Source organism: Cellulosimicrobium sp. SH8, from assembly GCF_025818875.1.
Taxonomy (GTDB): Bacteria; Actinomycetota; Actinomycetes; order Actinomycetales; family Cellulomonadaceae; genus Cellulosimicrobium; species Cellulosimicrobium cellulans_D.
The window spans coordinates 68,524-86,388 of record NZ_JAMXMH010000007.1; the positions used below are offsets into that span (position 1 = coordinate 68,524).

16 protein-coding genes are annotated in these 17,865 nt (G+C 73.7%); all 16 read right to left on the bottom strand.

All coding sequences use genetic code 11. The annotated features are described in order from the left end of the window. Positions 1 to 231: 231 nt before the first annotated feature. Positions 232 to 1,239: an ABC transporter substrate-binding protein gene (locus NF338_RS11175; protein WP_087470659.1), complete on the bottom strand. Its 1,008-nt coding sequence runs from the start codon at positions 1,237 to 1,239 to the stop codon at positions 232 to 234. A gap of 81 nt (positions 1,240 to 1,320) precedes the next feature. Further along, entirely contained in the window at positions 1,321 to 2,325 is a 1,005-nt protein-coding gene (locus NF338_RS11180) for an ABC transporter permease (protein ID WP_264030838.1), read from the bottom strand. Next, a complete protein-coding gene (locus NF338_RS11185; protein WP_264030839.1) occupies positions 2,322 to 3,899 on the bottom strand; it encodes a sugar ABC transporter ATP-binding protein in 1,578 nt (525 codons plus the stop codon). Before NF338_RS11185 ends, NF338_RS11180 begins: the two co-directional genes overlap by 4 nt. Positions 3,900 to 4,064: 165 nt before the next feature. Then, positions 4,065 to 4,364 carry an RbsD/FucU domain-containing protein gene (locus NF338_RS11190; protein WP_318783042.1) on the bottom strand — a complete coding sequence of 100 codons (300 nt, stop codon included), beginning with the start codon at positions 4,362 to 4,364 and terminating at the stop codon, positions 4,065 to 4,067. After that, entirely contained in the window at positions 4,358 to 4,516 is a 159-nt protein-coding gene (locus NF338_RS20985) for an RbsD/FucU domain-containing protein (RefSeq protein ID WP_318783043.1), read from the bottom strand. The genes NF338_RS11190 and NF338_RS20985 overlap by 7 nt, the downstream gene beginning before the upstream one ends. Positions 4,517 to 4,523: 7 nt before the next feature. Then, on the bottom strand, positions 4,524 to 5,429 hold the full coding sequence (locus NF338_RS11195; RefSeq protein ID WP_264030840.1) for a fumarylacetoacetate hydrolase family protein: 906 nt from the start codon (positions 5,427 to 5,429) through the stop codon (positions 4,524 to 4,526). A 25-nt stretch (positions 5,430 to 5,454) separates the two neighbouring features. Then, complete coding sequence (locus NF338_RS11200; RefSeq protein ID WP_264030841.1) at positions 5,455 to 6,498, bottom strand: aldo/keto reductase; 1,044 nt, start codon at positions 6,496 to 6,498, stop codon at positions 5,455 to 5,457. Beyond that, positions 6,495 to 7,274: an SDR family NAD(P)-dependent oxidoreductase gene (locus NF338_RS11205; protein ID WP_264030842.1), complete on the bottom strand. Its 780-nt coding sequence runs from the start codon at positions 7,272 to 7,274 to the stop codon at positions 6,495 to 6,497. Before NF338_RS11205 ends, NF338_RS11200 begins: the two co-directional genes overlap by 4 nt. 13 nt (positions 7,275 to 7,287) lie before the next feature. Further along, a complete protein-coding gene (locus NF338_RS11210) occupies positions 7,288 to 8,223 on the bottom strand; it encodes an amidohydrolase family protein (protein ID WP_264030843.1) in 936 nt (311 codons plus the stop codon). A 138-nt stretch (positions 8,224 to 8,361) separates the two neighbouring features. Then, positions 8,362 to 8,652 carry a DUF1905 domain-containing protein gene (locus tag NF338_RS11215; RefSeq protein ID WP_264030844.1) on the bottom strand — a complete coding sequence of 97 codons (291 nt, stop codon included), beginning with the start codon at positions 8,650 to 8,652 and terminating at the stop codon, positions 8,362 to 8,364. A gap of 110 nt (positions 8,653 to 8,762) precedes the next feature. Continuing rightward, positions 8,763 to 10,007, bottom strand: a complete 1,245-nt coding sequence (locus NF338_RS11220; protein WP_264030845.1) for a MalY/PatB family protein — start codon at positions 10,005 to 10,007, stop codon at positions 8,763 to 8,765. A 93-nt stretch (positions 10,008 to 10,100) separates the two neighbouring features. After that, positions 10,101 to 10,934, bottom strand: coding sequence for a hypothetical protein (locus tag NF338_RS11225; protein WP_264030846.1), 834 nt, complete (start codon positions 10,932 to 10,934; stop codon positions 10,101 to 10,103). Next, positions 10,931 to 12,754: a bifunctional lysylphosphatidylglycerol flippase/synthetase MprF gene (locus NF338_RS11230; protein ID WP_264030847.1), complete on the bottom strand. Its 1,824-nt coding sequence runs from the start codon at positions 12,752 to 12,754 to the stop codon at positions 10,931 to 10,933. The genes NF338_RS11225 and NF338_RS11230 overlap by 4 nt, the downstream gene beginning before the upstream one ends. Before the next feature lie 110 nt (positions 12,755 to 12,864). Beyond that, positions 12,865 to 13,599 carry a DedA family protein gene (locus NF338_RS11235; protein ID WP_087470648.1) on the bottom strand — a complete coding sequence of 245 codons (735 nt, stop codon included), beginning with the start codon at positions 13,597 to 13,599 and terminating at the stop codon, positions 12,865 to 12,867. 108 nt (positions 13,600 to 13,707) lie between these two features. Further along, positions 13,708 to 14,916, bottom strand: coding sequence for a DeoR/GlpR family DNA-binding transcription regulator (locus NF338_RS11240; protein WP_264030848.1), 1,209 nt, complete (start codon positions 14,914 to 14,916; stop codon positions 13,708 to 13,710). Between the two features lie 43 nt (positions 14,917 to 14,959). Continuing rightward, positions 14,960 to 17,863, bottom strand: a complete 2,904-nt coding sequence (locus NF338_RS11245) for a hypothetical protein (protein WP_264030849.1) — start codon at positions 17,861 to 17,863, stop codon at positions 14,960 to 14,962. Positions 17,864 to 17,865 lie beyond the last annotated feature (2 nt).

Genomic DNA, 17,865 nt, shown 5'->3' on the forward strand with positions numbered 1-17,865 from the left:
ATGGTAGACGCGGCACCACCACCCACCCCGACCACCCAGGGCGACCACACGCCGTCGAACACGACCACCACGGCTCTACCTCGCGGAGCCATGGTTCGGCCTCGCGGGGGGAGCCGCCGCGCCGCACACGAGATCGACCCGTGCGTCCGAGATCGACCCTCAGAGGGCCGATCTCAGGACGCACGGGTCGATCTCAGCGGGGTGTCCCGCCGGGTCACTCGTCCCGCCGGGTCACTCGTAGAGGACCGCGGCGATCTCCTCGTCGTCGATGTTCGTGGCGTCGTACCAGTAGAAGCCGGAGTCGATCACGGGCTCGACGTCCTCGCCGTTGATCGCGGCGACGGCGGCCTTGACGGTCTCGTAGCCGATGCCGACGGGGTTCTGGGTGATCGCGCCGGCCATGAGGCCGTCGCGGATCGCGTCCGTCTGCGCCTTGCCGGAGTCGAAGCCGATGACCGTGAGCGTGCCCGCCGCTCCGAGCTCCTGCACCGCCTTGACGACACCGGTCGCGGCGCCCTCGTTGGTGCCGTAGATGCCCTTGAGGTCGGGGTTCGCCTGGAGGATCGACTTCGCGGCGTCGGCGGACTTGAGCTGGTCGCCGCCCGCGTACTGCACGTCGACGATCTCGACGTCGGGCGCGTTCTCCTCGATGTAGTCGACGAACCCGGAGACGCGCTGCTGGCCCGTCTGCGACGTCTGGTCGTGGCCGAGCACGGCGATCTTGCCGCTCCCGCCGATGAGCTCGACCATGTGCTTCGCCGCCTCCGCGGCGGCGGCCTCGTTGTCGGTGGACACCGTCGTGATCGGCACGTCGGACTCCACGCCGGAGTCGAACGCCACGACGGGGATGCCGCGCGACTGCGCGTCGGACATGAGCGGGATCGATGCTTCGGAGTCGAGCGCGGCGAACCCGATCGCGTCGGGGTTCTTGTCGAGCGCCGTCTGGAGCATGGAGAGCTGCTTGTCGACCTCGGTCTCGGTCTCCGGACCCTCGAAGGTGACCTCGACGCCCAGCTCCTCCGCGGCGTCGTCGGCCCCCTGCTTCACGGCCTGCCAGAACTGGTGCTGGAAGCCCTTGGAGACGAGCGCGACGTACGGCGTGTCGCCGTCGCCGCCGCCGTCACCGCCGGAACCGGTCCCGCCGTCGTCGGCGGAGCTGCACGCGCCCAGCGCGAGCAGGAGGGCTGCGGCGCTCGCGGCGCCGACGTACTTGAGGCGGGCGACCCGGGTGGTCTTCATGAGGTGCTCCTTCGGGGGATGACGTCGTCGTCAGGGGAGACGAGGGAGGTGGCGGTGCTGCGGGGTGGGGAGCGCGGGGGGTCAGGCGTCCTTCCCGCGCCGGAGGATGTCGGTGTAGACGGCGAGGAGGATGACGATGCCGACGGCGACCTTCTGCCACTCCTGCGGGATGGACATGATCCGCAGGCCGTTGGTGAGCGTGGCCATGATGAGCGCGCCGATCACGGTGCCGAGGATCGTGGCCTTGCCGCCGCGCAGGGACGTGCCGCCGATGACGACGGCGGCGATCGCCTCGAGCTCGTAGCCGAGCCCGAGGCCGGGCTGGGCGGAGTTGAGCCGGGACGCCATGACGACGCCCGCGAGCCCGGTGAAGACGCCGGCCACGGTGTAGACGACGACCTTCCAGCGCCGCACGTCGATGCCGGAGATCGCGGTCGCCTCCTCGTTCGAGCCGATCGACAGCGCGTACCGGCCGATGAGCGACTTGCTGAGGAGGACCCCCGCGACGGCGGCGGCGGCGAAGAAGATGAGGACGGCGTTCGGCAGGCCGGGGATGAGCTCGCCGAGCGCGATCTGGCCGAAGCCCGCGACGTCGGAGAAGTAGATCGGCTTGGTGCCCGAGATGACGAGCGACAGGCCCTGCGCGACCATCATCGTCGCGAGCGTCGCGATGAACGGTGGGATGCCGAGGAACGACACGTTGAGGCCGTTCACGAACCCGAGGAGCGCGCCGGCCGCGATGCCGCCGAGCACGCCGACCACGAGCGGCAGCCCCAGGTTGGTGAGGAACACGCCGGTCATGACCGCGCAGAGCGTCATGCCCGTCCCGACGGACAGGTCGATCCCGCCGGTCGCGATGACGAACGTCGCACCGAGGGCCATGATCCCCGTGACGGCCGTGGCGAGCAGGATGCCCTTGATGTTCGCCCAGTCGAGGAAGTAGGGGCTGGCGATCGAGAAGAAGGCGAAGATCACGACGAGCCCGGCGAACGCGAGGATCTGCTGGAGCTGCTGGCGGTAGCGCGGGCCCCGCGACGCCACGGCGGCGTCGGGCAGGGCGTCGCGGACGGTGGTGGTCGAGGTCATCGGGCGTCTCCGGTCGTGGCGAGGAGGTGCTCGGCGCCGCCGAACTGCGTCGCGAGCTCCATGACGTTGTGCTGCGTGGCGTCGGCGTTGTCGAGGACGCCGGTGACCCGGCCCTCGCACATGACGACGATCCGCTCGGACAGGCGCAGGACCTCCGGCAGCTCGGACGAGATCATGACGATCGACTTGCCCTGGTCCGCGAGCGCGCGGAGGAGCTCGTAGATCTCCTCCTTCGCGCCGACGTCGATGCCGCGCGTCGGCTCGTCGACGATCAGCACGTCGCAGTCGCGCACGAGCCACTTGGCGAGCACGACCTTCTGCTGGTTGCCGCCCGAGAGGTTCTTGGTGCGCTGGCGCACCGACGGCGTCTTGATCGCGAGGCGGCGGACCATGTCGGTCGCGACGCGGCGCGCGTCCCCGTCGCGGACGAAGCCGGCGCGGGTCTCGCGGCCGAGCGAGGAGAGCATGACGTTCGCGGTGACGTCCTGGTCGAGCAGGAGGCCGTACCGCTTGCGGTCCTCGGAGAGGTAGCCGATGCCGTGGCGCACGGCGTCGGCGGGGTTGCGCACGTGGATCGCGCGCCCGCGGACCTCGACGTGCCCGGTGCTCCGGTCGGCGCCGACGAGGGCCCGGGCGACCTCGGTGCGGCCCGCGCCCATGAGCCCCGCGAAGCCCAGGATCTCCCCCTCGTGGAGGTCGAAGGAGACGTCCTTGAGGAGCTTGCGGGTGCTGAGCCCCCGGACGGACAGGACCACGGGGCGGCCCTCGGCGGCGGGAGCGGGCCGCACGTCGGTCTGGATCTCGCGACCCACCATGCGCGCGATCACGTCCTTGACGTCGGTCCCCGGGGTGTCGAGCGTGTCGATGTAGCGGCCGTCGCGCAGGACCGTGATCCGGTCCGAGATCTCCTTGATCTCGTCCATGCGGTGGGAGATGTAGATGACGCCGGTGCTCGGGGTCACGAACCCGCGGATGAGCCGGAAGAGCGTGCGCACCTCGACGTCGTTCAGGGCGGCGGTCGGCTCGTCCATGATGAGGACCTTCGCGTCGAACGACAGCGCCTTGGCGATCTCGACCATCTGCTGCCCCGCGACGCTGAGCTGGGAGACGGGCTGGCGCGGGTCGAGCGGGATCTCGAGGCGGCGGAAGAGCTCGGTGGCCCGGCGGACGAGCGCGCGGTCGTCGATGAACCCGGCGCGCCGCGGCTCGCGCCCGGCGAAGATGTTCTGCGCGACCGAGAGGTCGGGCATGAGGTGGAACTCCTGGTGGATGATGCTGATCCCGCGCTCGTTCGCCTGGCGCGGGGAGCGCACGTCGAGCGGCTCGCCGTCGAGCTCCATGGTCCCGGCGTCGGGCTGGTAGAGGCCGGAGAGGAGCTTCATGAGCGTCGACTTGCCGGCGCCGTTCTCGCCGACGAGGGCCAGCACCTCGCCGTGCCCCAGGTCGAGCCGGACGTCGTCGAGGGCCTTGACCCCGGGGAACGCCTTGGTGATGCCCGCGACGCGCAGGAGCGGGGTCCCCGCCGTCGCGGGTGGATCCCCCGCACGCACCGCGGGAGTCGGTTCCGTGCTCACGTGAAGCCCCTTTGCTTGGATGTGACCGAGGTCAGTTCTACCGCAGACATCCGATGCATTTCAAGAGTCTGACGCAGGATTCGCGGTTTGAGGCGGAAACTAGGGAGTCCAATCCCGACAAAACGCGCTCAACATCGGATGATTCATCGAACCATCGGGGAGCGATCAGTCCTGCCGCACGCCCACCGTGAGCATGAGGTTCGCGTACGCCCGCTCGTCCCCGGTCGCGACGAGGAGCGCGACGTCGTCACCCCGCGCGACGTCGTAGAACGTGAACCGGTCGAGCCCCTGCCAGGCGGCCGACGGCGACGCCGCGGCGAGCGCGGCGCGGTACCCCGCGTGCGCGGGCACCTCGGCGCCGCGCGCGAGCACGTCGCCCTCGGCCCCCGACGGGACCATCACGGCCGCCGACTCGACGGGGACCGCGTCGAGCAGGACCTCGAGCACCTGGTCGACCGTCAGCAACCCTGGCCGCAGGTTGAGGTGGACACGGTGCGCCCCCGGACGCGCCCCGTCGAGTGCGGGTAGTTGGCGTCCGCGAGCAGGACGCGGGAGCCGTGCCCCGCGCCCGCGAGCGCGCCGATCAGGCCCGGGTGCAGCAGCGGGTAGCGCAGCACGGGTCCGTCACCGCGCGACCGGGGCGCGGTCGAGCGCCCCCTCCGCCGAGACGGAGGGGGGCACGACGGCGGCCGCGACCGCGTGCCGCTGCCGCCCGACCCCGGCGATCTCGACCTCCACGACGTCGCCGTCGCGCAGGTACGGGAACCGGCCCGAGAGCGCGACGCCCTGCGGCGTCCCCGTGCAGATCAGGTCTCCGGGCTCGAGCCTCATGTACTGCGACAGGTGCCACACGAGGTACGCGACGTCGAAGATCATGTCCGCGGTGGTGGAGTCCTGGCGCGGCTCGCCGTTGACCCACGAGCGCAGCCGCAGGTCCCTGGCGTCGAGCTCGTCGGCAGGCACGAGCGCCGGGCCCGTGGGCGCGAACCCCGGCCCGCACTTGCCCTTGGACCACTGCCCGAGCGACTCGTCGAGCTGCCAGGCGCGCTCGCTCACGTCGTCGACGGCCGTGTACCCGGCGACGTGCGCGAGCGCCTCCTCGGGCGACGCGAGGTAGCTCGCCGCCCGGCCGATCACGACCCCCAGCTCGACCTCCCAGTCGAGCCGCTCAGCACCCGGCGGGACGGGCAGCGTGTCGTCCGGGCCGACGACCGTGTTCGGGTGCTTGAGGAACACGATCGGGGTCGACGGCGGCTCGGCCCCCGACTCCGCGGCGTGCGCGGCGTAGTTCTGCCCGATGCAGATCACGGCCGCGGGCCGCGCGACCGGCGCCCCGCGGCGCAGCCGCTCCGGGTGCTGGAGGACGGGCAGCGTCCCCGCGGCGAGCGCGTCGCGCACGCGCGCGACGCCGTCGGCCGCGAGGAACGCGCCGTCGAGGTCGGCGGTCAGGGACCGCAGGTCGTAGGTGGTGCCGTCCTCGGCGACGGCGGGGATCTCGTGGCCGAGCGGCCCCAGGCGGAGCAGGTGCATCAGGTCCTCTTTTCTCGGGGAGGTGTCAGGGACGCGCGAAGGTCGCGGGCGAGGCGCCCTCGGCCAGGAGCCCGGCGCGCACGAGCGCGTCCCAGAGCGCGTCCGGGACGGTGGCGGTGTGCCGCTCGTACGCCTGGCGCACCTGGTCGGGCGACCGGAGCCCGACGACGGTGCTCGCCACGGCGGGGTGGAGGCGGACGTAGGCGAGCGCCGCCTCGGGCAGCGTGACGCCGTGGTCGGCGCACACGGCCGCGGTCCGCCGGGTGCGGTCGAGCAGCGCGGCGGGTGCCTGCGCGTAGTCGTACGTGGCGTCGTCGGGCGGGACGTCGCGCGCGAGCAGGCCCGAGTTGTAGACGCCCGCGACGACGACGGCGACGTCCCTCTCCAGGGCGGCGGGCAGCAGGTCGGCGAGCGCGGGCTGCTCGAGGAGCGTGAACCGCCCGGCGCACATGACGACGTCGACGTCGGTCTCGCGCACGAACCGCGCGAGCATCGCGGACTGGTTCATCCCGGCCCCGACCGCCCCGACGACGCCCTGGTCGCGCAGCTCGACGAGCGTGGGGACGGCCTCGCGCGAGGCCACCTCCCAGTGCTCGTCGGGGTCGTGGAGGTAGACGACGTCGACCCGGTCCAGGCCCGTGCGCGCGAGGGTCGCGTCGAGCGACCGGAGCACGCCGTCGCGCGTGAAGTCCCACACGCGGCGCTGGTCGGCGGGCACGTCGAACAGGTCCGGGTCCTTCTCGTGCGCCGTCTCCGGCGACGGGACGAGGAGCCGCCCGACCTTGCTCGACACGACGCGCTCGGCCCGCGGGCGGTCGCGCAGCGCGGCGCCGAGCCGGCGCTCGGAGAGCCCGAGCCCGTAGTGCGGCGCGGTGTCGAAGTAGCGCACGCCCAGGTCCCACGCGGTGTCGACCGCGGCGGCGGTCTCGGCGTCCGACGTGGGCCGGTAGAGGTTGCCCGCCTGCGCCGCGCCGTACCCGAGCGACGTCAGGCGCACGGCGGTGTCGCGGACCCGGCGGGTGGGCAGCACCGCCGCCTGCGCGGTCGTGCCGGGCTGCTCCCCCGTCATGACGCCGCGGGCGGGCGGACCCGGAGGTTGTGCATGCCGCCGTCGACCGCGAGCGCCTCGCCCGTCGTCGCCGCGGCCAGCGGGCTCGCGAGGTAGCAGACGGCGTGCGCGACCGCCTCGGGGCTGACGAGCCGGCCCGTGGGCTGGCGGGCCTCGAGCGCGGCGCGCTCGGCGGCTGGGTCGTCCGCGGCGTCGAGCAGGCGCCCGACCCACGGGGTGTCGACCGTGCCGGGGTTCACGCAGTTCACGCGGATGCCCTCGCGCACGTGGTCGGCGGCCATCGCGAGCGTGAGCGCCTGGACGGCGCCCTTGGAGGCGGAGTAGAGCGCCCGGGCGGGGAGCCCCGTCCACGCGGCGATCGAGCACGTGTTGACGACGGCGGCGCGGTCCGACGCCCGCAGGTGCGGCAGGGCCGCGCGCGTGACGCGCACGATCCCCAGCACGTTGACGTCCAGGACGCGCAGCCACTCGGCGTCGTCGTTGTCGGCGACCGTCCCCTGGGCGCCGATGCCGGCGTTGTTCACGACGACGTCGATGCCGCCCATCGCGGTGGCGGCGGCGTCGATCGCGGCGCGGACGGCGGCGTCGTCGGTGACGTCGGCGACCTCGGCGTGGGCGCCGACGGGCACGCCGTCGGTCGTGCGGTCGACCGAGGTGACGCGCGCGCCCCGCGCGAGCATCGCCGTCACGATCGCGGCGCCGATGCCGGACGCGCCGCCGGTGACGACGGCGCGCACGCCGTCGAGCTCGGGCGGCGGGCTGGTCGGTGGTGTCACGGGGAGCCTCTCCTCAGTCTCGGGTGCGTGCTGGTGGTCGGGCGTCGGCTGCAGCACCGGCGGCTGCCGGGAGCCCGTACACGTGGCGCGCGGTGGTGCCCCACACGGCGTCGCGTTCGCCGGGGGCGAGGTCGGCGAGCAGCCCGCGCACGGTCTCCAACCACCGGCCGTAGTCGCTCGCGAGCAGGCACACCGGCCAGTCGGAGCCGAACATCAGGCGTGCCGGGCCGAAGACGTCGAGCGCGTGGTCGACGGCGGGCCGCAGGTCGGACGGGGTCCACGCGTCCCAGCGGGCCTCGGTGACGAGGCCGGACAGCTTCGCAGCGACGTTCGGCAGGGCGGCGAGCGCGGCGACGTCGTGGCGCCAGGCGGCGAGCCGGTCCCCGTCGGCCCCCGCCGCGCCACCGGCGTCCAGCCGCGGCTTGCCGAGGTGGTCGAGCACGAACGGGACGTCGGGGAGCGCGGCCGCGAGCCGTGCCGCCGCGGGGAGCTGGTGGTCGCGCAGGACGAGGTCGAACGCGAGCCCGGCGGCGCCCACGGCGGTGACGCCGCGCCGCACGTCTGCGCGGTCGAGGTACGCGGGGTCGGGCTCGGCCTGGAGCATGGTGCGCACGCCCACGACGTACCGGCCGCCGGGCCCCGCGCGCAGCGCGTCGAGGCGCTCTGCCAGGTCAGGGGCGGTGAGGTCGGCCCAGACGACGGCGCCCGCCAGCCGGGCCGCGCTCCCCTGCGGCGACGCGCAGGTGGCGAGCAGCTCCGCGGACTCGGCCCACCGGCTCGCCGACTGGACGACGACGGCCGCGCTCACGCCGTGCGCGGCGGCGGGCAGGTCCGCGGGGACGAAGTCGCGGTCGATCGCCGCCATCGTGACCGGGTCGATCCAGTCCTGGGGTGTCCGCGCACGGACCCAGAGGTGGTGGTGGGCGTCGACGACGTCGTGACCGGGCACAGGGCCTCCCTCCTCGTTGACGGACCCCGCGGACCAGATTCATCGAATGTATCTTAGGGAGATGTTTGGCGTTCGCGCAACGATGTCGGGAACTTGCCCGCGAATCCTCGGGCGGTCATCAGATCACTGTCAGCGCCCTCAGCTCAGCCGTCGTTCCAGGTGCACCGTGACGGTGTCGCCCACGTCCTTGCCGAGGCGCTTGCGCATGGCGGCGTTGAGCGACAGCATCAGGCCGCCCGCTCCGGTCGGCATCAGCCCGACGTTCCGCAGGGGCACGTCGTCGACGGTCGCGTCGACGCGCACCGACCGCAGGGTCCCGAAGAGCTCGCGCGCCTCCGGCACCTCCACGCAGGGCCACGTGTCGCCCTTGACGTCGACGCCGACGGGCGCGGTGAACGTGCGGTCGAGGGGTACGGGGTCGAACGGCACAGGGCCTCCAGGTGGATCGGGCTGCTGGTCGGGCTGCTGGTCGGGCTGGTGGTCGAGGAGGTGACCGTGCGTGGCGCAGGAAGTCGTCGGTCGCCGCGGCGCCGGGTTCTTCAGCGCAGCCCGAGGGAGGCGCCCATACGCTCGACGGCCCCCGTGAGCACGTCGACCCCGGTCGCGAGGTTGAGCCGCACGTGCCCGTCGCCGCCGGGGCCGAACCGGCGGCCGTCCTCCAGCGCGACGCGCGCGCGGTCGAGGAACCAGCCGCGCGGGTCCTGCGCGGGCGTCGGGCCGCCGGCGCTCCCGACCGGATCGACGCGCGCCGCGGCACCGTCGAGCCCCCGACAGTCGAGCCACGCGAGGTAGGTCGCCTCGCCCGGCCGGTACCGGACCCCGGGCAGGTGCTCCGCGAGGAGGTCGGCGAGGAGCCACGCGTTGCGCTCGACGCCCGCGAGGACAGCGTCGAGCCAGGCCTCGCCGTGGTCGAGCGCGGCGACGTGCGCGAGCACCGACACGTGCTGGACGCCGTGGCTCGCCTCCTCGGGGATGCGGCGCAGGTCGTCGGCGGCGTCCGGTCCGGCGACGGCCGCCGCCGCCTTGATCCCCGGCAGGTTCCAGGCCTTGGACGCGGAGACGATCGCGACGGCCCGCTCGGAGCCCGGCACGGCGAGGAGCGGGGTGTGGGTCGTCGCCGGGCGGCCGTCGAGGCCCGGGCGCGTGAGCGGCGCGTGGATCTCGTCCGCGACGACGCGCGCCCCGTATCGGGCGGCGAGCGCGAGGCCTGCCTCCAGCTCGGCGGGGGTGTGCACCGTCCCGGTGGGGTTCTGCGGGTTGCACACGAGCCAGACGGCGCGGCGCCCGCTCCCGGGGCCGCGCCCGTTCGCGGCGACGCCCGTCGCGTCGGCGAAAGCGTGCTCGAGCGTGCCGAGGTCGAGCCGACCGTCGGCGCCCAGCGGCGCGTCGACGACCCGCCGCCCCTCGTTCGCGGTGAACCCGTAGAACGGCGGGTAGACCGGCGGGTTCACGACGACCGCGTCGCCCGGGGCCGTGAGGACGCGCAGCACCTCGACGATCGCGAGCATCACGTCCGGCAGCGTGCGCGACGTCGAGGCGTCGAACGACCAGCCCCACCGACGCTCCGCGAACCGCGCGTACGCCTCGCCGTAGGCGGTGCCGACGTCGTACCCGGTGTCGCCCGCGCGCAGGGCCGCGGTCACGGCGTCGACCACGGCCTCGCACGGCGCGACGTCCATCTCCGCGACGAACAGCGGCAGCACGTCGGGCTCGAACGCCCGCCACTTCACCGACGTCCGCCGGCGCAGCGCGTCGAGCGTGAGGACGTCCAGGGGTGTGCGCATCGTGCTCCTCCCTCGGTGCCGAACCCGGGACCGCTCCTCAGGAAGCCGTGCGCGTGAGGAGCGACCCCGGGTTCGGTGGGTTTCCGGCCCACACTAGGTCGTTCCCGGGGCCGCGGGGGTGGGGGCCGACTCCTCTGCGGCGGCGTTCGCCGGGCTCGTCGCGAGGACGACGCAGCCGCCCACCGCGGCGAGGGTCGCGAGCACCGCGGGGACGGCCCAGCCCGACCGCACGACGTCGCCGAGCACCGCGAGCCCGACGATCCCGGGGACGAGCACCTCGAGGACGGACACGGTCGCGGCGACCGTGCCCACCGCGCCGCGCTCGAGCGCGCGCAGGTAGGCGAGCGCGCCCGCGACGCCGCCGAGGACGATCGCTATCGCCAGCGGCTGGAGCACCGTGTCGAGCAGGTCGCCGGACGCGTGGGCGCCGCGCGCGGCGACCGCCGCCACCGAGTACCCGAGGCCGCCGAGCACGGCGAGGAGCACGGGGTGCCCGCGCCGGTAGGCGGCGGCCGTGCCCACAGCGACGGCGGCCCCGGCGACGTTGACCCACGTCACGAAGCCCGCCGGCGGGTGCGTCGCGGGCTGCTCCCCCGCGGCCAGCGCCAGCACGACGAGCCCGGCCACGACGACACCCATCGCCACGAGGTCCGTACGGCGCAGCGTCGCGCCGAGCACGAGCCGCGCAAGGAGGACGACGACGACCAGCGACGCCGCGACGACGGCCTGCACGACGAACAGCGGCAGATGGTCGAGGGCGAGCAACGAGAGGAGCCACGCGACGCCGTCGACCACGAGCCCGCCGATGACGAGCGGCTGCGCGACGGCCGCGAGACCGTGCGCCCGCCGCGTCGCCACGGCCTGCATGATCGTGCTCACCGCGTACAGGACGCTCGCGGCGACGGCGGCGAGGAGAGACAGGATCACGAGGCCTCGCCCCCCGCTCCAGGTCCGGACGTCGCCACGGCGGGGGCGGCCTCTGCCGGGGCTGCGCCGACCCCGCGCAGGAACCGGCCGATCACGGGGATCTCCGTGACCCCCTCCGCGCCGGCCATGACGAGCGCCTGCGCGGCGGCCTGCTCCGCCGAGTCGAGGACGACGTAGCGGCGCGTCCAGCCCGGGTCGAACTTGTCGTTGAACGTCGCGAGCGTCTCCACCTGCGTGCCCTCGGAGAACCTCTTGACGACCGGCCGCACGAGCTGGTCGAGCCGCGAGTCGCGCTCGCCCTCCATGAGCTCGCGCAGGACGGCGAAGTTGAGGCCCAGCCCGCGCTGGCCGCGCGCGACGAGCTCCGCGATCGTCGCGACGATCGTCGCGTCGACGAGGCCGTTCGGCAGGTCGGGGACGTCGAGGCGGCGGCGCATGACGTCGAGCGACCAGCCGTCGATGTCGCTCGCCGGCACCCACTGGCAGAACGCGTCCACACGACCCTCGGCGGAACGCGTGACGGACAGCATGAGCCCGGTGTCGTGGGGGTCGAACAGGCGCGAGAGCGTCATGGAGAACCCGCGCTCGTCCTCGCCGCGCCGGGACTCGTCGCTCATCGCGGCGATCTCGTCGCGCAGCGCGGGGTCGAGCGCCGTGGGGTCGTGGAAGGTCGTCGTGTACCCGGTGCGCGCGACGCGGTTGACGGCCTGGCGCAGCGACTTGTGCGCCTTGCCCTCCAGCGTGAACGACGGGCAGTCCACGGTCGCCTCGTCGCCGAGGTACGCAGGCAGCAGGCCCGATGCCTCGTAGACCGGGAGCCACGGCTCGCCCGCCGCCACGACCGCGACCTTCCAGCCGTTGCGCGCGACGTGGTCGAGGAACTCGGCCCAGACGAGCTCGCGCTCGGCGGGCGGGCAGATCGGGTCGGGCGAGACGAGGCACACGCCGTTGCGGACCGAGTGGGCGACGACGCCGTGGCCCACGAAGAACCAGTCCTTGTCGTCGCGCAGGGCGAAGTAGTCGAGCGTGCCGCCCCCGTGCGCGGCCACGACCGCGCGCGCCTTCTCCCGCTCGGCGAGGTGCTCCGCCGTCGTCGCGGGCTTGGGCGACCGCGGGGAGAGCAGCCACCAGAGCACGAGCACCACGAGCACGAGGTTGAGCACCGTCGCGACCGCGGCGAGCACGCGGGCCGCGCTCTCGAGCTCGGCGTCGCCCGCGTCGCGCGCCGCGAGCACCACGGCGACCGCGACCACGACGAGGACCAGCGCGACCCCGATCGCAACGAGGAGCAGCACCGCCCGGCGCACCGCGCGCCGCGTGGGCAGGACGGGGAACGCGCGCCACTGCGTGAGGAGCCACCCGACGGCGAGCAGCACGACGACCGCGGGCAGCGCGTGCCGGTGGTGGACCAGGTGCGCGACGGCCGTCAGCCCCAGCACCGCGCACGTCACGACCCACGAAAGCCGGTGGCCGTTGCGCAGGCCGCGCGCCGTGAGGAGCAGGACGACGGCCGCGAGCAGGATGCTCGACGCGCGGCTGCTCGCCTCGACGCCCGGCAGGAAGTCCTGGAAGACGGTCAGCCGCTCCCAGAGCCGCCGCGCGACCAGGCCCGCGAGCGAGAGCACCGCCAGCACCACGACGACGGTCGCGGCGACCCGGCGCACGCGGACGCGGTGCCGCTGGGCAGCGAGCGGGGAGTGCCGCCCCGTCGCGACGAGCACCCCGTCGGTTCCAGCATCGGGCGCTGCCCGGGACGCGCCGGGCGACGCGCTCGGGTGCTGGCTCGGCGGCGCGCTCGGGCGGGGGGTCTCGTCGGGCACGCTCCGATCATCCGCCAGGCTCGCCCCGACCGCGCGGGCGACGACCGCGGGACTGCCGCGCCGCGAGCGTCGGGACGACCCGGGTGCGGGCCGTCAGGCGTCGGGAACGGTCAGGCGTCGTCGCGGGCAGGCGACGACGACCGCCCGCCGCGCGCGTGGGCGGGGCGCTCGTCGTCGTTCACCCAGCGCCAGACGCGCGTCACGACGAACCACACGACCGCGGCCGCGACGACCACGATCACGACCTTCTGGAGCACGCCCGCGTACTCCTCCACGACGTGCCACTGCTCGCCGAGCGCGTACCCGGCGTAGACGAAGATCGTGTTCCACACGAGGCTGCCCGCCGCGGACAGACCGAGGAACTTCCACAGCGGCATGCGCTCCACCCCGGCCGGGATCGAGATGAGGCTGCGGAAGATCGGGATGAAGCGACCGAAGAAGACGGTCGCGCCGCCGTGCTTGAGGAAGAACTGCTCGGTGCGGTCCACGTCCGCGACCTTGACGAGCGGCAGGCGCTCCGCGACCCAGCGCGTGCGCTCGCGCCCGACGAGCGCCCCGACGAGGTACAGCGCCAGCGCCCCGACCACCGACCCGGCCGTCGTCCACAGGATGGCCTCGACGAGCCCGAAGCTCCCCTGGCTCGCCGTGAAGCCCGCGAGCGGCAGGATGATCTCGCTCGGCAGGGGCGGGAACAGGTTCTCGAGCGCGATCGCGATCGCCGCGCCGACCGGGCCCAGCGTCTCCATGAGGTTCACGGCCCAGCCGGCGACGCCGTCGAGCGCGGGCTCCGCCGTCGACGCGGCGGGCAGGGCGGCCGAGAGGGCGGCGGAGAGTCCGGAGGGCATGGCTCACGAGCCTAGGCGAGCGACCCGACCCCGCTGGGCCGATGCGGGCCGGACCGTGTGGAGGTCTCGTGCGGAGGCGCGCGGAGTCTCGTGGCGTGCGGGGCCACCTCAGTCGCGTACGAGACGACGACGTGCCGGGAGCGCGGCCCCGGCAGGTGCGAGCAGCAGCCGCCCGACGGCGGACCCGGCCCGTTCGCGCTCGCGGGCAGGCGCCGCGTCGTCGGTGACGAGGACGTCGACCTCGTCCAGCGAAGCGATCGGGTGCCGCCCGCCGGGCCGCCAGGCCGATCGGCTCGCGAGGACCACGACTCGATCGGCGTTCTCCACCATCGCCCGGCTGACGTCGGCCTCGTCGTGGCCCAGGTCCGCCACCCCGGTCTCGGACGTGATCCGGCAGGCGTCGACGAAGGCGAGCCTGCTGGGAATCTCGCCGAACGCGCGTCGCGCCAGCGGGCCCACGAGAGTCCCCGACGCGGTGCGCGTGCCACCGGTGAGGATCGCCGTCAGCAGGCCGTCTCCTGCAGAGTCCACGACTCGCGCGACGACCGTCGAGCTCGTCAGGACCGTGAGCGGCCGGAGCCGTGGATCACTCACGATCCGTTCTGCAAGGAGGGGCGTGGTGGTCCCCGACCCCAGCGCGACGACGCCCCCGGGCTCGATCAACCGCACGGCGACCTCCGCGAGCGCGTCGTCACCCGCACGAGGGGGTCCGGGCCGCGGGACGTGCACCGCTCCCTGTCCTCGGGCCGACGTCGCGCCGCCGTGCACCCGGTGGAGCAGACCGCGCTCCGCGAGGGCGGCGAGATCGCGACGAACGGTCATCTCGGACACCCCGAGGTCGCGGACCAGGTCGGCGACCGTGACGACGCCACGGACGCGCACGGCGGCGGCGATGCGCTCCCTGCGCACCGTACCGAGCAGCCGGTCGCTGCTCCGCTCCCCCCGCGTCGGGGTGGGTCGCCGATCAGTCGTCATCGCGGTCTCCTCGACGTCGCCGTCGTGCATCGTGCCGGGGTCGACGTCGCCTGTGCTTGCCGGTCCGCGGCGCGGGAGGGGGATCCGACGGGCCCCGCCGGGCCCCGACCTGACGTCGACGAAGCCGGGATGGATCCAGGCCTGGATGACCCCGGCACGCGCGAGCGCGACGTACCCGCGCGACCGGGGCATCCAGACGTCGTCGAACGAGACGTCCGCGACGACGTCCCGGACCGCTGCGGTCGTCCTGGCGTCGCAGGCGCCGAACGCCCGGAGCGCGAGCTCCAGGTCCGTGTAGTGCGTACGACCTGGAGCCCGTCGCTCGGGCCTCGCGTCGTTCATACCCTGCGAGGCCCGAGCGACGTGGCGGACGACCGTCAGCGGATCAGCCGCAGTCGAGCGCGTCGTACGCGAGGTCGTACCGACCCTCACGCCCGTCCGTCGCGCCCGTCACCGTGACGCTGCCCGCCTCGAGCCGGGCCGCGCGCGTGGCGAACGACTGGTAGCCGGAGCGCTCGGAGCCGACCGCGGCGAACTCGCGGGTGCCGAACGCCGTGGCGACCGAGATGTCGACGGCGGACTGCTCCTGGTTCGTCGCGCGCACCGCGAGGTAGGCCTTGCCGGCCAGGCAGCGCGGCTGGACCTGGACGTCCAGCGCGACGCCCGCGGAGGAACCGGAGTTGGTCACGTCCAGCACCAGCGGCGCCAGGGCGAGCGTGTCCAGGTTCGGGGCCCAGCCCGTCGCGTTGCCCAGCGTCAGGGCGCCGTCGTCCGTGGTCAGGTCCAGGGCGACCGTGTGGGTCCAGAAGCCCTTCCACGAGTAGTTGTGCCGGAAGGCGCCGCGCGTGGTGCCGGCCCCGGCCTCGCTCACGTCGAGGAAGCGCGTAATGACGTCGGTGTTGTACGCGTGCCCGGTGTTCTTCTCCGCGTTCGCGTACCGCACCACGAGGTCGTACTGACCCGCGCCCACACCCTCGGCGCGCGGCCACACGGCGACGCTCTGCGGGCTGCCGCCCAGCCAGGAGACCTGCCGGCCGGACACGTCGGTCGGCTGCGACACCGACTCCAGGCGCGCACCGCCCGCGAGCTGGAGCACGTCCTCGGCCTCGACCGTCGTGACCGTCGCGTCGGACTCGGCGGCCCGCGTGGTGGTCAGCGACCCGAGCGCGATGCCCTCGGGCGAGGTGACCGTGAGCTCCGTGATGCCCTTGGCGAGGTGCAGCCGCGCCGTCGAGGTGCGCTCGCCCGCGGCGTCCGCCGCGAGACCGGCCACCTCACGACCGTTGAGCCGCAGGCCCACCGTCGCTGCCGCGTCCGCCGAGTAGTCCAGCGTGACGTCGTAGTACCCCGTCTCGCGAGCGGCCACGTAGAACGTCGCCGAGCCCTCGCCCGCGACCTCCACGCGCCCGGCCGTGCCGGCGTCGTAGGAGACCGTCGCACCGGACAGGCGGGCGAGGTTCGCCGGGTAGGTCGAGGTGTCCGGACCGTCGACGCGCTCGAGGTCGAACCGGTCGAGGGTCACGTTCGCGCCCGGCAGGACCGTGGACCCGTCGGCGCTGGCACGCACCGACAGCTCGCGCGCGCCCGCCTGGAGCTCCACCAGGACCTCGGCCTTGCCACGGTAGGAGTCCGAGAACCCGGCCTCGTAGCGGATCGTGCCCGCCTGGGCTCCGTCGACGAACAGCGCGTGCGAGCCGGGCCCCACGTTCGGCCCGTTCACTCCCGCGATGACACCCAGGCGGTACGTGCCCGTCGTCGGGACGTCGACCGTCCACGACGCCGACGCACCCGCCGACGTGAACCCGCGCACGTCCTTCGCGCCCGAGGCCGCGAACGTCCACGCGTCCCCGGCCGGACGGTCCACCACGGTCAGCCCGGACAGCTGCGCCGACTCCGCCTCCAGGCGGTGCGCCCACGTCGTGTCCACCACCGGCGCCTCGTCGAGCGTCGGCGTCACCACGACCTGGTAGGCCGAGTGACGGTCGCTGTTCGGGACCACGACCTGCACGGCACCATCGACCACCGCGGCACGCTCGGCCACCACGACCGGCGGCGCCAGCGCCTCACCCTCCTGCCCGGTGAACTCGGCACGACGCACCTGGACGTCGACCTCGTCGCCGAACACCTCGGCGTCGATGCCCGACACGTCGACGCGGACGTCCTTCGAGCCGCCACCGAACAGGACCGTCGCCTGGTGCTTCTCCTCGTCGAGGGCTGCGAGGCCCTGCAGCGTGTCGACCTTGTTCAGCGCCGGCGGCGTGAGCTCCACGGTCTCGCCGGTGAGGTCGCCGTACCACTTCAGCAGCCACCAGGCGCCGTTCGCGCCGTTGTTCTTGGCCATGTTGTCGTTGAGGTTGCCCGCGAACGTCCAGTACGCCGTCTGCGCGTCGACCTTCTCGTCCTCGAACATCGAGATCCACTGCACCAGCTGGCCCGGGACGCCCATGTCACGACGCATCGCGTACTCGGTGATGTTCACCGGGAGCGGACCGACCCCGACCTCGCGCTCGATCTGACGGAACTCCGCGAGGTGCGAGCGGAACGTGGCGAGGTTCTCGACACCGAGCTCGTGCCAGGTCCACATGTCCGGCAGAACGTCGTTCGCCTTGGCGTAGGTGAGGATCTGGCGGGTGCTGGTCCCGTGCCACCACGCGTCACCGGGGCCGGCGATCTTCGCCTCCGGGTAGATCTCCTTGATGGTCTCGTACGCCGCCTTCCAGTCAGCGAGGAAGGTGTCCCGCATGACGTTCCAGTCGCCGTACCAGTTGCCGCCGTCGGGTTCGTTGAACGGCGTGAAGACGTACCGCTCCGGGTAGTCGGACTCCTCCACGATGCTCGTCACGACGGTGCGGACGATGTCGAGGTAGGTGTCGAAGTCCTCGGGACGCTTGCCGCCGTTGTAGAACCAGTCCGGGTAGTAGTCCTGGATGTTCACCATCAGGTACTCGCCCCCGTTCTCGAAGAGCGAGCGCTCGACCTCGAGCGGGTCCCCGTTGGGGTGCTGCGCACCGTGCGGTGCCTTCTGGGTGACGTTCGTCGGGCGTGCCCCCGCGATGATCGCGTCGGTGGGCACGCCGTCGTCGCCCAGGCCGTAGAGCATGCCTGACGCTCCGCCCTGCACCGCGCCCGTCGACGCCGACAGGTCGACCGCGAGGACCTCGACGTCCTCGGCGGCCGCCGCACCGGGCAGCACGGTCACCGCTCCGGTAGCGGCGACCAGGGACGCAGTCAGTCCTGCCGTGAGCCGGCGGAGCACCGTGCGCCCGCCGTCCGTTCTCTTGCCTTGCATCT

Coding starts and splice junctions, on each gene's coding strand:
- NF338_RS11220 (WP_264030845.1), bottom strand. CDS start 10,007: ATGCGCACACCCCTGGACGTCCTCACGCTCGACGCGCTGCGCCGGCGG.
- NF338_RS11175 (WP_087470659.1), bottom strand. CDS start 1,239: ATGAAGACCACCCGGGTCGCCCGCCTCAAGTACGTCGGCGCCGCGAGC.
- NF338_RS11180 (WP_264030838.1), bottom strand. CDS start 2,325: ATGACCTCGACCACCACCGTCCGCGACGCCCTGCCCGACGCCGCCGTG.
- NF338_RS11245 (WP_264030849.1), bottom strand. CDS start 17,863: ATGCAAGGCAAGAGAACGGACGGCGGGCGCACGGTGCTCCGCCGGCTC.
- NF338_RS11200 (WP_264030841.1), bottom strand. CDS start 6,498: ATGACGGGGGAGCAGCCCGGCACGACCGCGCAGGCGGCGGTGCTGCCC.
- NF338_RS11195 (WP_264030840.1), bottom strand. CDS start 5,429: ATGCACCTGCTCCGCCTGGGGCCGCTCGGCCACGAGATCCCCGCCGTC.
- NF338_RS11235 (WP_087470648.1), bottom strand. CDS start 13,599: ATGCCCTCCGGACTCTCCGCCGCCCTCTCGGCCGCCCTGCCCGCCGCG.
- NF338_RS11240 (WP_264030848.1), bottom strand. CDS start 14,916: ATGAACGACGCGAGGCCCGAGCGACGGGCTCCAGGTCGTACGCACTAC.